Origin of the sequence: Pantoea phytobeneficialis (assembly GCF_009728735.1) — a bacterium.
Taxonomy (GTDB): domain Bacteria; phylum Pseudomonadota; class Gammaproteobacteria; order Enterobacterales; family Enterobacteriaceae; genus Pantoea; species Pantoea phytobeneficialis.
The window spans coordinates 3,896,746-3,910,251 of sequence record NZ_CP024636.1 but is presented as its reverse complement, the minus strand read 5'-3'; the positions used below and the strand labels follow the sequence as shown (position 1 = coordinate 3,910,251).

12 protein-coding genes and 3 tRNA genes are annotated in these 13,506 nt (G+C 54.0%); 7 read left to right on the top strand and 8 right to left on the bottom strand.

All coding sequences use genetic code 11. The features are described from left to right. Positions 1–129 precede the first annotated feature (129 nt). Positions 130–399, top strand: coding sequence for a barstar family protein (locus tag CTZ24_RS18090; RefSeq protein WP_208725591.1), 270 nt, complete (start codon positions 130–132; stop codon positions 397–399). A 57-nt stretch (positions 400–456) separates the two neighbouring features. Here the strand turns inward: CTZ24_RS18090 and yhcN (CTZ24_RS18085) are convergent, their stop codons facing one another. From yhcN (CTZ24_RS18085) to argR, 4 genes are all read right to left on the bottom strand, one after another. Beyond that, positions 457–720, bottom strand: coding sequence for a peroxide/acid stress response protein YhcN (yhcN, locus tag CTZ24_RS18085; RefSeq protein ID WP_013510713.1), 264 nt, complete (start codon positions 718–720; stop codon positions 457–459). Positions 721–823: 103 nt separating this feature from the next. Continuing rightward, positions 824–1,096 (bottom strand): YdgH/BhsA/McbA-like domain containing protein, encoded by a 273-nt coding sequence (locus CTZ24_RS18080; protein ID WP_013510712.1) that lies wholly within the window; start codon positions 1,094–1,096, stop codon positions 824–826. An 89-nt stretch (positions 1,097–1,185) separates the two neighbouring features. Beyond that, positions 1,186–1,449 (bottom strand): peroxide/acid stress response protein YhcN, encoded by a 264-nt coding sequence (yhcN, locus tag CTZ24_RS18075; protein ID WP_021183588.1) that lies wholly within the window; start codon positions 1,447–1,449, stop codon positions 1,186–1,188. 491 nt (positions 1,450–1,940) lie between these two features. After that, complete coding sequence (gene argR, locus CTZ24_RS18070; RefSeq protein ID WP_013510710.1) at positions 1,941–2,411, bottom strand: transcriptional regulator ArgR; 471 nt, start codon at positions 2,409–2,411, stop codon at positions 1,941–1,943. Positions 2,412–2,840: 429 nt separating this feature from the next. Between argR and mdh the strand changes: the two genes are divergently transcribed. Beyond that, on the top strand, positions 2,841–3,776 hold the full coding sequence (gene mdh / locus CTZ24_RS18065; RefSeq protein ID WP_021183586.1) for a malate dehydrogenase: 936 nt from the start codon (positions 2,841–2,843) through the stop codon (positions 3,774–3,776). 35 nt (positions 3,777–3,811) lie between these two features. Here the strand turns inward: mdh and mscM are convergent, their stop codons facing one another. The 3 genes from mscM to rsgA all read right to left on the bottom strand — a co-directional run bounded on the left by mscM (position 3,812) and on the right by rsgA (position 9,331). Further along, positions 3,812–7,153, bottom strand: a complete 3,342-nt coding sequence (gene mscM / locus CTZ24_RS18060) for a miniconductance mechanosensitive channel MscM (RefSeq protein ID WP_208724270.1) — start codon at positions 7,151–7,153, stop codon at positions 3,812–3,814. 14 nt (positions 7,154–7,167) lie between these two features. Then, positions 7,168–8,064: an archaetidylserine decarboxylase gene (gene asd / locus CTZ24_RS18055; RefSeq protein WP_208724269.1), complete on the bottom strand. Its 897-nt coding sequence runs from the start codon at positions 8,062–8,064 to the stop codon at positions 7,168–7,170. 217 nt (positions 8,065–8,281) lie between these two features. Further along, positions 8,282–9,331 carry a small ribosomal subunit biogenesis GTPase RsgA gene (gene rsgA, locus CTZ24_RS18050; protein WP_021183583.1) on the bottom strand — a complete coding sequence of 350 codons (1,050 nt, stop codon included), beginning with the start codon at positions 9,329–9,331 and terminating at the stop codon, positions 8,282–8,284. A 102-nt stretch (positions 9,332–9,433) separates the two neighbouring features. Here rsgA and orn point away from each other — a divergent pair, with 102 nt between their 5' ends. From orn to CTZ24_RS18030, 4 genes are all read left to right on the top strand, one after another. Further along, positions 9,434–9,982 (top strand): oligoribonuclease, encoded by a 549-nt coding sequence (orn, locus tag CTZ24_RS18045; protein ID WP_021183582.1) that lies wholly within the window; start codon positions 9,434–9,436, stop codon positions 9,980–9,982. A 162-nt stretch (positions 9,983–10,144) separates the two neighbouring features. Then, a tRNA-Gly gene (locus CTZ24_RS18040) sits at positions 10,145–10,220 on the top strand. 26 nt (positions 10,221–10,246) lie between these two features. Continuing rightward, positions 10,247–10,322 (top strand) — tRNA-Gly (locus tag CTZ24_RS18035). Between the two features lie 25 nt (positions 10,323–10,347). Continuing rightward, positions 10,348–10,423 (top strand) — tRNA-Gly (locus CTZ24_RS18030). Between the two features lie 425 nt (positions 10,424–10,848). Here CTZ24_RS18030 and queG read toward each other — a convergent pair. Beyond that, a complete protein-coding gene (queG, locus tag CTZ24_RS18025) occupies positions 10,849–11,988 on the bottom strand; it encodes a tRNA epoxyqueuosine(34) reductase QueG (RefSeq protein ID WP_208724268.1) in 1,140 nt (379 codons plus the stop codon). On the opposite strand from queG, the gene nnr reads away from it, so the two are divergent. After that, entirely contained in the window at positions 11,987–13,504 is a 1,518-nt protein-coding gene (gene nnr, locus CTZ24_RS18020) for a bifunctional ADP-dependent NAD(P)H-hydrate dehydratase/NAD(P)H-hydrate epimerase (RefSeq protein ID WP_208724267.1), read from the top strand. The two genes, queG and nnr, sit on opposite strands and share 2 nt — an antisense overlap. Positions 13,505–13,506 lie beyond the last annotated feature (2 nt).

Here is a 13,506-nt window from a genome sequence, read left to right as displayed (position 1 = left end):
TCTATACTTTCCTGACGGGATGCAAACTGTCAGGGGGAAGGAGGGCATCCACACCCCGCAGCAACACAAACATATCAACGCAGGCTACCCGGTTTAATGGGCAGTGGTACAGAAAAGAGAGTCGTCATGATGAGAATCGAACGTTTTGATTTCGATGAAATCGTCGATCAGGCGCACTTCTTCCGCCAGTTCAGTGACCGTTTTGCGCTGGCGGATCTGGCGATTACTGATTTGGACGATCTCTGGGAAGTGGTGACAGGCGAGCAACTGCCGTTACCGCTGGAGATTGAGTTTATTCACTTAGGATCAGGACAGAAGCGTCGCTATGGGGCGTTGATTTTGCTGTTTGATGAAGCAGAAGAGGAGCTGGATGGCCAGCTCCGCTTTAATGTGAAGTAACGCAAAAAGGGCCCCGGCGAGCGGGGCCAAAGGGTTCGTCAAGCAGTTGACGAGGAATTACTTATACAGTTCAGCAGTGATGTGATAGTTGTCGCCGGTGCGGGCTTCAATCACTTTATAGGCGCTGGCACCCTGTTCATCGGCTTTTTGCGACAGCTGAGCACGATAATCCATTGGTGCACCGGCAGTACCACTGATGGTCACTGTCCCCGCAGGCTGCATATTCTGAGCCTGTTCCGCCGTGACCAGTTGTGCCGCAGAGGCACCGAAGGTCAACAGTGAGAGCAGGCTAGCGGTTGCGATGGTTGCTTTGATTTTCATTGTTCGTCTCCTCATTACAATCAACAACCTGCGGTGGTAAGTGGGTAGCGGGTCGTCGATTCATATCCAGGCGCCGTTTGGGCGCCGGATAATCATTTATCGATTATTTGTACAGTTCAGCAGTGACGTGGTAGGTGTCATTCTGATTGTTTTCAATGATGCGATAGTGGCTGGCACCCTGAGCATCGGCTTTGGCAGAAAGTTCCTGACGGATGTTGTTCTGGTCGCCATCACGGCCACTCACGCTGATGGTTTGGTTCAGCGGTTGAAGATTCATGGTGTCTGCCTGCTCATTGGTAATCAGGCTTGCTGCGCTGGCACCGAAAGAAAGAACGGAAGCCAGGCTCAGCACTGCGATAGATAATTTAGTTTTCATGATTCACTCTCCTGAATTTGGGTCAGCAACCTGAGCGCAATCGCGTCTCAAATGGGTTGCCTTTCACATTGCGTCTTGTTTCGGCGAACTTATTTATAAAGTTCAGCAGTCGCGTGGTAGGTGTTGTCATTACGCGCTTCGATCACGCGATAAGCTTTAGCACCTTGCTGGTCTGCTTTTTCGCTCAGTTGCTGATGGATATCCATCGGCGAACCAGCCGTGCCGCTGACACTGATGGTGCCGGCCGGTTGCAGATTCATTGCCTGATCAGCATTAATAGAATCTGCGGCGAAAGCGCCAAATGACAGGGCAGATAGAATGCTCATGGTTGCGATAGTAGTTTTAACTTTCATGATTATTTCCTCGTCTTCTGTTTTTTCTCTTTTTGTTTGGTGTGATTTGCATCACGAAAAGAAGTATAGATCTAATCACTCATGAAATTAATATTCTGCTAATAATGTTTGGTTGTTATTCTTTGTCCTTATGACAACTTTTAATAACTGAGTGTTATAAAAACCGCCTGGTTTCTGCACAACACCTGTTAATTACATGTAAAAACAATGACCTATGTTATTTTATCTTTCTGTGCGAAATAATACGGTTGATCCAGCTGGCTGATACGCTGCGAGTGGGGTATATAGCTGATGTTGTTGTGTAAAGCAGTGTAAAATAGCGCTAAAGGTTAAGCAGGATAAAAGGTCCTACCAATTATTATCGGGCGTGAGAACGGACGAGAATATACTTAATGTATTGTTTCTTGAGGATTTTTCTTCAAGCGTGACGGCGGGTAAAGGGAATGGCCGAGTTGTTACCGGCAGGTAATCTGCCGGTAGCGGGCAGGGTTTTATAGCTCTTGTTCGAATAACATCAGCACAGCGTCATGGAGCTGCTTCACGGTAAAAGCACGCGCGGGGGTAATAAAGATAGTGTCATCACCGGCGATGGTGCCGAGAATGCCTTCGGCTTTACCCAGCGAATCCAGCAAACGGGCGATGAGCTGTGCGGCGCCGGGGCTGGTGTGAATCACCACCAGAGCATCGTTGTAGTCGATATCCAGCACTAAATTTTTCAGCGGGCTGGTCGTGGTCGGCACACCCAGTTCGGCTGGCAGGCAGTAAACCATCTCCATTTTTGCGTTGCGCGTGCGCACCGCGCCAAACTTAGTAAGCATACGAGAAACTTTTGACTGATTGATGTTCTCGAAGCCGTCTTCCTGTAACGCCTGCACAATTTCACCCTGAGAGCTGAATTTCTCTTCTTTCAAGAGGGCTTTGAACGCCTTAACCAGGTCGTCTTGTTTAGATGGGTTTCGCATAGGTTACCAATAAAAAGAGGGATGCGTTGGGCAACAAGCCCATGCAGATAAATGATTATGCATTTAAATGAATTTTTATGCAATAAACAGGTGAGGGGTTCGCCGGGATAACCTGCGAGGGCGGCGATCATAACAGAGATTTACCGCTACGCCAAAATCGCGGCGTGGCGCGCAAAAGCGAAGGTTGCAATGTTGTTATATTATTGAAGTGGTAACAACAAAATGACTGATCATTGCCGACCCCTGTCTTCTGGCTGCGACCTATGATCATTCAGGCGACTTCTGAAGTGTGGATGTCTCGGGAGCCGTATTGCGGCGTCAGTGTTAATAGCGCGACGGGTATTGTCGCTATCGCCTGAGAAGTTGATTAAACTCGTAACCCGATGGAAACCCGGCAGATCTCTGCCCCACCTTAATAAGGAGTCCAGGATGAAAGTTGCCGTTCTCGGTGCCGCTGGTGGTATTGGCCAGGCGCTAGCACTGTTGCTTAAGACCCAATTACCCGCAGGTTCAGCCCTTTCGCTTTATGACATCGCCCCGGTTACGCCGGGTGTGGCTGTGGATCTCAGCCATATTCCTACCGCAGTGAAAGTTGAGGGTTTTAGTGGTGAAGATGCCACACCCGCACTGAAGGGAGCCGATGTGGTGCTGATTTCCGCCGGAGTGGCACGTAAACCCGGCATGGACCGCGCCGACCTCTTTAACGTTAACGCAGGCATTGTTCGTAACCTGATTGAGCAGGTGGCGAGCACCGCACCCAAGGCCTTGATTGGCGTGATCACTAACCCGGTTAACACCACGGTGGCGATTGCGGCAGAGGTGCTTAAGAAAGCGGGTGTGTATGATAAAAACCGGCTGTTTGGCGTAACTACACTGGATATTATCCGCGGCAACACCTTTGTTGCGGCGTTAAAAGGCAAGCAACCCGGCGAGATCGACGTACCCGTGGTCGGGGGGCATTCTGGCGTCACTATTCTGCCGCTGCTGTCGCAGGTCAAAGGCGTTAGCTTTAGTGAGCAGGAAGTGTTGGATCTCACCAAACGTATCCAAAACGCCGGTACGGAAGTGGTGGAAGCCAAAGCCGGTGGCGGCTCAGCGACCCTGTCAATGGGTCAGGCTGCGGCACGTTTCGGTCTGTCGCTGGTACGCGCCATGCAAGGGGAAGCGAACGTGGTCGAATGTGCTTATGTGGAAGGGGATGGCGAATACGCGCGTTTCTTCTCGCAGCCACTGTTGTTGGGCAAAACCGGTATCGTGGAGCGCCGTCCACTCGGACCGCTCAGCGCCTTTGAGCAACAGGCGTTAACCGGCATGCTGGATACGCTGAAGAAAGATATCGCTCAGGGCGAAGAGTTTGTGAAATAAACTGACCAGGTGCGCATCCACTGCGCACCTCATTTTTACAACCCACCCGACTTATAATTCCGTGCCGCAGGTGTGCCATTGCTGGCCGGGCTTTTCTTGCCCAGGGTTTCCATACGAACCTGGAAAGGCGGGAAGGGCATTTCGATACCGTGCTCGGCAAAACCATGCAAAATCAGCTGATGCAGTTCATGGCGTAGCGGCATGCGGTGGCCCATTTCGGCGGCGTAGACTCGCAGTTCAAACAACTGGATACCTTGTTGCAGATCGACAAGGAACACGTCCGGGGGCGGCGTATCCAGTACGTAGGTACAGCGTTCGGCCGCTTGTTTCAGGATCAAGGTCACTTCGTCGCTATTCACCCCAGCCGGTGCCGGGATAGTCAGCACCACACGCGTCACCGAATCGGAAAGCGACCAGTTAACGAACTGCTCGGTAATAAACGCCTTATTCGGCACGATAATCTCTTTGCGATCCCAGTCGGTGATGGTGGTCGCACGGGTATTGATGCGGGTGATACTCCCGGTGAGATCGCGGATGGTGACGGTATCGCCGATACGAATCGGCTTCTCGAACAGGATAATCAGGCCAGAAATAAAATTGGCGAAAATCTCCTGTAAACCGAAGCCCAGACCAACACCCAGCGCGGCGACCAGCCATTGCAGCTTCGCCCATTCAATGCCAATCATCGAGAAGCCAATCAGTCCGCCAATCAGCATCAGGATATATTTGGTCACCGTGGTGATGGCGTAGCCGGTGCCAGGCGTCAGGCTCAGGTGCTGCAACAGCGCCAGCTCCAGCAGCGCAGGCATATTGCGCACCAACTGGGTGGTAATAATCAGCACCAGAATGGCGATCAGAATCGAACCGAGGGTAATTGGCTGGATGCTTTCCACCCCCTGCACCGTGGTGCTGACATCCCACAGGCGGATATTTTCGAGGAAACCGAACGCCGAGTGAATCTCCGACCACAACACAATCACCGACACCAGGGCAATCAGGGTCAGAATCGAACGAACCAGGCGCAGCGACTGGGCGCTGATAGCATCCAGATCGATGATGGGTTCATCCGCTTCCACTCCCACGCCCTCAATGCTGGTGGCAGGCTGCTCTTTATCCTCTTCACTGCGCGCACGGTTGGCCAGCATTTCTGCACGACGCTGGCGGGCGCGGTCAAAGGCGATACGGCGGCGTTGGATTAACATCCAGCGGCGAACAATATGGTAAATCACCAGCAGGAAGAACCAGATGCCGACGGAAGTTTCCAGGCGTGCCAGCAGTGCCTGCGCAGTCGCCAGATAGCCAATGCAGGAGGCGAGGGCCGCAACCAGTGGAATGGCGATCATCAGGTTCCACAAAATGCGGTTGATAAAGTTATCGCCGTTGCCTTCTTTATCCAGGTACAGCGGGATGCCGGCGCGCTTCAGGCTGACGGTCACGATGCTTAATGCACCGCAAATCAGGATGAAGCACAGCCTGCCAAGCGTCGAGGAGAACTCACGATCTTCCAGGTTGGCAAAAGCGATCAACAGCATGATCAACGGCACAATCAGGCCAACGGTAAGCGAGTAATAACGCATTGCGCGTGCCACACGCGCCTGAGGCCAGCGGAAATGCACGACAAACAGGCCATTGGGGCGGGCAAAAGAGGCGCTGATCATAAACGCCCACAGCAGAGGCAGCGTGGCGGTGATGCCATCGCCAATTGCCACCGCTATCGGGTAGGGCCAGGCTTCCTGCAAACCATAACCGAGGGCCGCCCATAACACCGGAATCGGCACGGCGACCAGAATCGACCAGAACACCGTGCGCATTGTCAGGCCGAAGTGATCCTGTGTCACCTTGCCCACTTTGCTGGCGGCTCGTGCCAGAAAAGCATGATAGTGGCGGCGTGAACTGATGCTGAACCCAACCAGCAGCACGGCTCCCAGAATCGGTAGCACCGTTTCCTTGCTGGTAAACATCATCGCCAGTGCTTTGCCTAACTGGCCCAGCGTATCAAGCGATAACAGCCGTGCCAGGGCTTGTGCGGTATCCACCGGAAAGCTCAGGTCAACCGCACTGACATCAGCGGTCCAGAACAGATAACGATGGGTGGCATCGCGCACTTCCGTCAGTGCATCCTGTAGCTGGGTATTGGAAACTTTGAGTTTGGTGATTTCCAGAATCAGCGTATCGCAGCCGGAAATTAAGGAGTTAAGCAACTCGCGCTGAGTTTTCAGCTGGGCTTCCAGAATGCGGCTCTGTTCACTGGTGAAAGGCGTGCCATCATCCTGCTTCTCTTTGCGTAATGCCTGCTGACGCTCCAGCAAATCCTCATAACGGAGCCGTTGTACGCGCAACTGGCCCATTTCGTTGTCGATCTGCTGTGATTTGGGCATATCCGGCAGACGCGCCACCTGCGCGCGCAAGGCCTCGCCCAACAGGTTCGATGCGCCCAGCCATTGCGATTGCTCACGCAGGGTGCTCAGTGCCTGACGAACTTGCAACGTCTGATTGGTCGCCAGGCGTTGCTGCGAGGCGACCAAATCCATGCGTTGTGCCTGCTGATTAAGGTCAGCAGACAGCTCACGGTTTACCCGGAATTGTTCGCTAATGGCGCTGGGCAGATCGCCGCTGTTTTCCGCCAATTGCTCGGTACGTTCCAGTGCCTGTTCAGCCTCACGCTGGCGCTGATTGTTCAACTGATTGCGCAGCGCTTGCAGGTAATTATCCAGTTGTGAGGCCTGACGTTGATGCACTTCGGCACGCATGCGCGCCAATTCCTGACGGTTATTGGCGGAGAGTTGCGCCAGTTCCAGTTCATCCACACGCGCTTTGTTGGCGGCGTTCTCCGCCTGACGTGCATAGATCTGGGCTTGTTCCTGCGGGGTGGTGGCGGTTGACGCGCCCTGCACGCGACGGTCGCTCTCCGTCATGGCCCGGCGCGCCTCGGTCTGCTGCTGCGGCAACTGCGACAGCGAATCGCTGATTTCGCGTGCGCGATCCTGCTCCTGCTGTGCCTGACGTCCCTCTTCCAGTAACTGACTGCTGACCTGCAAAATCTCCTGATCCAGTTCGGTGCTGCTCATATTATTGCGCACCGTTTTGCTGCTCTCACTGGTCATGCTGGCGAGTTGCTGGCGTAGTTCTCGCGCCAGACGGGGGAAGTCGTCAATTACCTGCTGATATTGCTTTGCCCGCTCCAGCGAATCATCGCGTTCAGCAAGGAAATTGAGTGCCGTTTCCAGCGTCTGAATTTGTTCGGTTTGGGCAGGGGAGCTTTTAGCGGATTTGACGGCATCCAGTTCCTGTTTCAGGTCACTGGCTTGCGGCACGCTGGCCGCAAAAACAGGGCTGCTGAGCCACAAACTCAGCAGCAGGATAAGAAAGGCACGCACAGGGAGTTGTCCTGTTAGTCGGCGAGCGGGGTGGTTTCACCCTGCTGCGGCAGCGCGATAGCCAGCGGCTGACCAAGACGGGTTTTGCTCTCCGCTTCCAGGCTCTCTGCCAGTTTGACGCGCTTCGGGGCAAACAGGTTGATGACGGTGGAACCCAGCTTGAAGCGTCCCATTTCCTGGCCCTTCAGCAGCACTACCGCGCCATCATGATCGGCTGCCGGGTAGTGCCAGCGTTTGATCACCCCTTCGCGTGGCGGCGTGATGGTACCGGCCCAAACGGTTTCGATACTTCCCACGATGGTTGCACCAACCAGAATCTGTACCATCGGACCATGATCGGTATCGAACACACAAATCACGCGCTCGTTACGTGCAAACAGGTTTGGAATGTTACGCGCGGTCAGAGGGTTGACGGAGTAAAGGTCGCCTGGCACGTAAATCATTTCGCGCAGGATACCGTTACACGGCATATGTACCCGGTGATAATCACGCGGGGCGAGGTAAGTGGTGACAAACTCACCGTCCTGGAACTGTTCCGCCAGTGTATCATTACCCGCCAGCAGTGCCTGCAACGAGTAGTAATGGCCTTTGGCCTGGAAAATCTGATCCCCTTCGATGCGACCTAACTGACTGATGGCACCATCGGCAGGCAGAGCCAGCAGCGTGGCATCGGGATCGATCGGGCGAGCCCCCTCTTTTAACGGGCGCACGAAGAAATCATTAAAGGTGCGATAGCTGGCGGTGTCTGGTTTGCTGGCTTCCGCCATATCCACTTTGTAGTACCAGACAAAAATATCGATGACCGCTTTGGTCAGCCAGCCACCACGACGACTGGCACCCCAACCGGCAAGTTCGGTCAGTCCTTTCTTAGGCAGAATATGATTCAGGCCGAGCTTAAAACGATCAAACACCTTAGCCTCCTGGCTTTATTACACATCGTTTATACAAAAGGGGGCGGATTGTAGCAGCGCCCCGGTCAGTTGGCGAATGTGCCGTTGTATACCCTCCATCCTTCAAACGGCAGGTGCGTTGGCTGGGCTCGCTGACCCCAGTCACTTACCTGAGTAAGCGCCTGGGATTCACTCGTTTGCCGCCTTCCTGCCGTTCGAATGATTTTGGGTATAACCGTTAATCTTCGCTGGCGGAAAAGTTTTTACGCGTTTTTACTTGCGCCATGCTTTCCAGAATTCGGTGGTAGTTATCGAAGCGAGAAGCATCGATGATGCCGTTCTCTACCGCTTCACGAATAGCACAGCCGGGATCATTGCCGTGTTTGCAGTCGCGAAACTTGCAACTGCCAAGAAACTCACGGAATTCGACAAATCCACGGGTGATTTGTTCCGGCTCCAGGTGCCATAAACCAAATTCGCGTACACCCGGCGAATCAATCACATCGCCGCCGTGCGGGAAATGGTACAAGCGTGCGGCAGTGGTGGTGTGCTGGCCAAGACCTGAAACATCCGACACGTCGTTAGTCAGGATCTCATCACCCGCGACATCGAGGCCCAGCAGCGCATTCAGCAGGCTGGATTTGCCGACACCGGACTGCCCGGCAAAGATGCTGATACGTCCGGTTAACGCAGCTTCCAGCTCATCGAGGCCGTTTTTGGCGCGGCTGGACACCATCAGGACGCGATAACCAATGTGGCGGTAAATCGCCATCTGTTCATCAACAAAAGCACGCGCTTCATCGTCCAGCAGATCGGTTTTGTTCAATACCAGCAGTGGCTCGATCCCCAGGGTTTCACTGGCGACCAGATAACGATCGATGATGTTAAGTGACAACTCAGGCAGGATCGCCGACACGATAATGATCTGATCGATATTGGCGGCGATCGGTTTGACACCGTCGTAGAAGTCGGGGCGCGTCAATACGCTGGTACGATCGTATACCGCTTCGACGATCCCTTTGCCGCCGTTCTCATTGGCCGCACGCCAGACCACGCGATCGCCGGTAACCAGCGATCGAATGGTGCGACGAATATTGCAGCGATGCACCTCGCCTGCGCTGTCTTCAACGTCTGCGTGCATGCCGAAGCGGCTGATCACTACGCCATCGGTTGGCTCCCCAAACAGGCTATCATCCGGTTCCGGCTTTTCGCTCCGTTGCTTCAGACGACGCTCATGGTTCGCGCTTACGCGACGTTGTTGACCCTTCGACAGTTTATTTTTGCTCACGCATCCTCTCACGCTTTCGCCAGGCTTCGCCCCGCTGGGCAAAACGTCTATGATACACCTTAATTTAGTGTAATGACGACTTTGGCAACGGGCGGAAAATGCATGACAGCTGGAAATGAAAATAATCTGATTTGGATCGACCTCGAAATGACCGGGCTGGATCCAGAACGCGATCGCATCATTGAGATCGCTACGCTGGTAACGGATGCCAATCTGAATATTCTGGCGGAAGGGCCGGTGATGGCGGTACATCAGTCCGATGCGCAGTTGGCGCTGATGGATGACTGGAATGTGCGTACCCATACCAACAGCGGTCTGGTGGATCGCGTGAAGGCCAGCCAGTTTGACGATCGTGCCGCAGAACTGGCGACTATCGAATTTTTGCAACAGTGGGTGCCTGCTAATACCTCGCCGATTTGTGGCAACAGCATCGGTCAGGATCGTCGCTTCCTGTTCAAATATATGCCGGAGCTGGAGGCTTATTTCCACTACCGTTATCTCGATGTCAGTACCCTGAAAGAGTTGGCGCGTCGCTGGAAGCCAGACATCCTGCCAGGCTTCAAAAAAAGCGGCAGCCATCAGGCATTGGATGATATCCGCGAGTCCGTGGCGGAACTGGCGTATTACCGCGAGCATTTTTTGCAGCTTTAATCGCCTTCGGGTGCGCAGGAAAACAGCAGGTTGCTGAATTAATCGGCAAACGCGCAGAAAGCGCAAAATTTTGCTTTCAGGCTCTTGCGATGGAAAGGATTTCTCGTATAATGCGCACCCCGTACCGATGAAGAATTTCGGTGCGGCCAGAACCAAGATGATGCGGGAATAGCTCAGTTGGTAGAGCACGACCTTGCCAAGGTCGGGGTCGCGAGTTCGAGTCTCGTTTCCCGCTCCAAAATTTGGTTCAGCAGTACCTCCTATGCGGGAATAGCTCAGTTGGTAGAGCACGACCTTGCCAAGGTCGGGGTCGCGAGTTCGAGTCTCGTTTCCCGCTCCAAAATTTGTATAGCAGTACCTCCTACGCGGGAATAGCTCAGTTGGTAGAGCACGACCTTGCCAAGGTCGGGGTCGCGAGTTCGAGTCTCGTTTCCCGCTCCAGTTTTGAATATTCATTTAAGTTATTTGTCTTCGGTCACGAGCAAAACTAAAACTGTGGCAGCCAAACCGTTTTCTGGAAAGTTTGCGCAATGCTGCAAAGTCAAAAATTGATGAACTGACGACAGTCGCTGCCTTGATAGGCCAGCAGGTTATCCACAATCTGCCCGGTGCATTCAGACGGCGTTTTACCCTATATGCAAAACCGTTTTGAACAGAGTTATCCACAGGCTCTGGACGATTGCTTATATCCTAATGTATGTATAAATGTTTACGATAAATTTATAATTTATTGATTTTAATCTATTTTTTCATGTTTCAGACTGTTGTTAAACTTACTGGACGATATAACGGGGCATCCCGTTAATCGGCTTGATAATTTTATTCACAGCATGTGGAAAAGGATTTTATCCTGCAAATTTGTTCAATCACGCATCACGCGCCAGACCTTTTTCAATCGCTCGTACCAGACGCAATTTCTGTGCAGGCTGGACCTCAACTTTAAGAGCGGCACGCTTCTCACGCTGTTGAGCCAGCGCCCAATCGATATGTTCATCCAGCAAGGGATGCTCTCCTGAACGCTGTTGCAACACGGCGATATTTTCTTCTGACCAGGGCGCATTGCCCAATGCCACCGCTACGTTACGCAACCAACGCAGATGTCCAATACGGCGAATGGCCGACCCTTCAGTCACGCGCAAAAATTTTGCTTCATCCCACATAAACAGCGTGGTGAGCGGTGGTGCATGCAGCACGGCACGCGGTGAAAAATCGTCTTCGTCGGTGAGTTGCCCATAGCGGTTCCACGGACAAATCAACTGGCAATCGTCGCAACCATAGATACGGTTGCCAATCAGCGGGCGAAACTCTTCCGGGATGGCACCTTCCAGTTCAATGGTCAGGTAAGAGATACAACGTCGCGCATCTACGGTGTACGGCTCGACAATCGCTGATGTCGGGCAGATGGTCATACAGGCGACACAACGGCCACACTGTTCTTCCTGCGGGGTATCTACTGGCAACGGCAAGTCGATCAGCAACTCGCCGAGGAAAAACCACGAACCCGCTTCACGGTTGAGAATCAGTGAATGTTTGCCGGTCCAGCCCAGGCCTGCTTTGGCTGCCAGTGGACGTTCCAGCAGCGGGGCGGAATCAACAAATGGGCGGAAATTCAGTTCGCCACACTGCTCCTGAATCTTTTCCCCGAGCTTTTTCAGTCGATTGCGTAATACTTTGTGATAATCGCGGCCCAGCGCATAGCGGCTGACATAACCCAGTTGCGGATTTTTCAGCGTGCTGGCGAAGGCCGCTTTGGCCGGCAGGTAATTCATACGAACGCTGATCACCCGCAATGTGCCGGGTAGTAACTCATGGGGACGCGCGCGCATCATGCCATGACGCGCCATCCACTCCATCTCACCGTGGTATTGTTTATCCAGCCACGCCTGCAACCTGGGTTCTTCAAGGCTGAGATCGGTATCGCAAATACCGACTTGCTGGAAGCCGAGTTCGCGCCCCCAGAGTTTAATCTGTTGAGCAAGCTGTTGAAGATCGAGAGGGTATGACATGAGAAACCAGGAATTGAACGCTAACACGCGCAGTTTATCACACTCTGTCTGGCCTGCGCAGGCGATAGGAAAACTGGAGCGCGATGCCGCCGACAGCCTGGGACTGACCCTGTATGAACTGATGCAGCGCGCCGGGCAGGCCAGCTATGAACTGGCACGTCGCTTATGGCCTGAAGCCAGTCACTGGTTGGTTCTCTGCGGGCACGGCAACAACGGCGGCGATGGATATGTGGTGGCGCGACTGGCGCAAGCGGCAGGCATCACGGTCACGCTGCTGGCGTGTGAAGGCAGCAAACCGCTACCGGAAGAAGCGCAGCAAGCGCGTGAAGCATGGCTGGCGGCAGGCGGAGTGATTCATGCAGCCGATGCCTGCTGGCCGGAACAGGTTGAGGTGATCATTGATGCTCTGCTCGGCACCGGGCTGAACCGTGCGCCTGCTGCACCTTATGACCATCTGATTACGCTCGCCAATGCTCATGCGGCACCGGTGCTGGCAATCGACATGCCTTCAGGGCTGGCGGCAGCCAACGGTACGGCGCCGGGGGCGACTATGCTGGCCGCGCATACCTTAAGCATGATTGTGTTGAAACCCGGACAACTTACCGGCAAAGCGCGTGATTATATCGGGCAATTGCATGTCGATGAGCTGGGGCTGTCGGTCTTTCTTGCGGGTAACCCGGCACCGATGCAGCGTGTTGATGCTCAGGACCTCTCTCGTTGGCTGAAGCCGCGTAAAGCCACCTCGCATAAGGGCGATCATGGTCGTTTACTGGTGGTTGGCGGGGATCGGGGAACGGCGGGCGCGATTCGCATGACGGCAGAAGCAGCATTGCGTGCCGGGGCAGGGCTTGTGCGCGTGCTGACGCATGAAGATAATATCGCGCCAATCCTGACCGCCCGACCGGAACTGATGGTGGATGCGCTGGTCGAAGAACGGCTACAGCAGGCGTTGGAATGGGCGGATGTGATTGCCATTGGCCCAGGCTTGGGCCAGCGCGATTGGGGTAAACAGGCGCTGAAAACGGTTGTAGCCTGCGAAAAGCCGATGCTTTGGGATGCGGATGCGCTCAACCTGCTGGCAATCAATGCGGATTACCGTCAGAATCGCATCATTACGCCACATCCCGGCGAAGCGGCGCGTCTGCTGGGCGTCAAGACCAGCGAAATTGAGAGCGACCGCATCCATGCCGCCCAGACATTGGTCAAACGCTACGGTGGCGTCGTGGTGTTGAAAGGGGCGGGTACGGTGATCGCTGATGACCAGGGAAACCTGGTCATCAGCGATGTTGGCAATGCCGGTATGGCCTCTGGCGGTATGGGCGATATATTAAGCGGCATTATTGCCGCGCTGATGGGCCAAAAACTGGCCCTGTTTGATGCGGCCTGTGCAGGCTGCGTGGCGCATGGTGCAGCAGCGGACGCCGTTGCCCGCCAGCGCGGTACACGCGGTATGCTGGCCACTGATTTGTTCGAGCTGCTGTGGCAGTTTGTTAATCCAGAGATGATCCAACAATAAAG

Bases quoted from the DNA above. Each gene is read 5' to 3' on its own strand.
- CTZ24_RS18090 (WP_208725591.1), top strand. From the start codon at position 130: ATGAGAATCGAACGTTTTGATTTCGATGAAATCGTCGATCAGGCGCAC.
- yhcN (WP_013510713.1), bottom strand. From the start codon at position 720: ATGAAAATCAAAGCAACCATCGCAACCGCTAGCCTGCTCTCACTGTTG.
- CTZ24_RS18080 (WP_013510712.1), bottom strand. From the start codon at position 1,096: ATGAAAACTAAATTATCTATCGCAGTGCTGAGCCTGGCTTCCGTTCTT.
- yhcN (WP_021183588.1), bottom strand. From the start codon at position 1,449: ATGAAAGTTAAAACTACTATCGCAACCATGAGCATTCTATCTGCCCTG.
- argR (WP_013510710.1), bottom strand. From the start codon at position 2,411: ATGCGAAACCCATCTAAACAAGACGACCTGGTTAAGGCGTTCAAAGCC.
- mdh (WP_021183586.1), top strand. From the start codon at position 2,841: ATGAAAGTTGCCGTTCTCGGTGCCGCTGGTGGTATTGGCCAGGCGCTA.
- orn (WP_021183582.1), top strand. From the start codon at position 9,434: ATGACAGCTGGAAATGAAAATAATCTGATTTGGATCGACCTCGAAATG.
- nnr (WP_208724267.1), top strand. From the start codon at position 11,987: ATGAGAAACCAGGAATTGAACGCTAACACGCGCAGTTTATCACACTCT.
- queG (WP_208724268.1), bottom strand. From the start codon at position 11,988: ATGTCATACCCTCTCGATCTTCAACAGCTTGCTCAACAGATTAAACTC.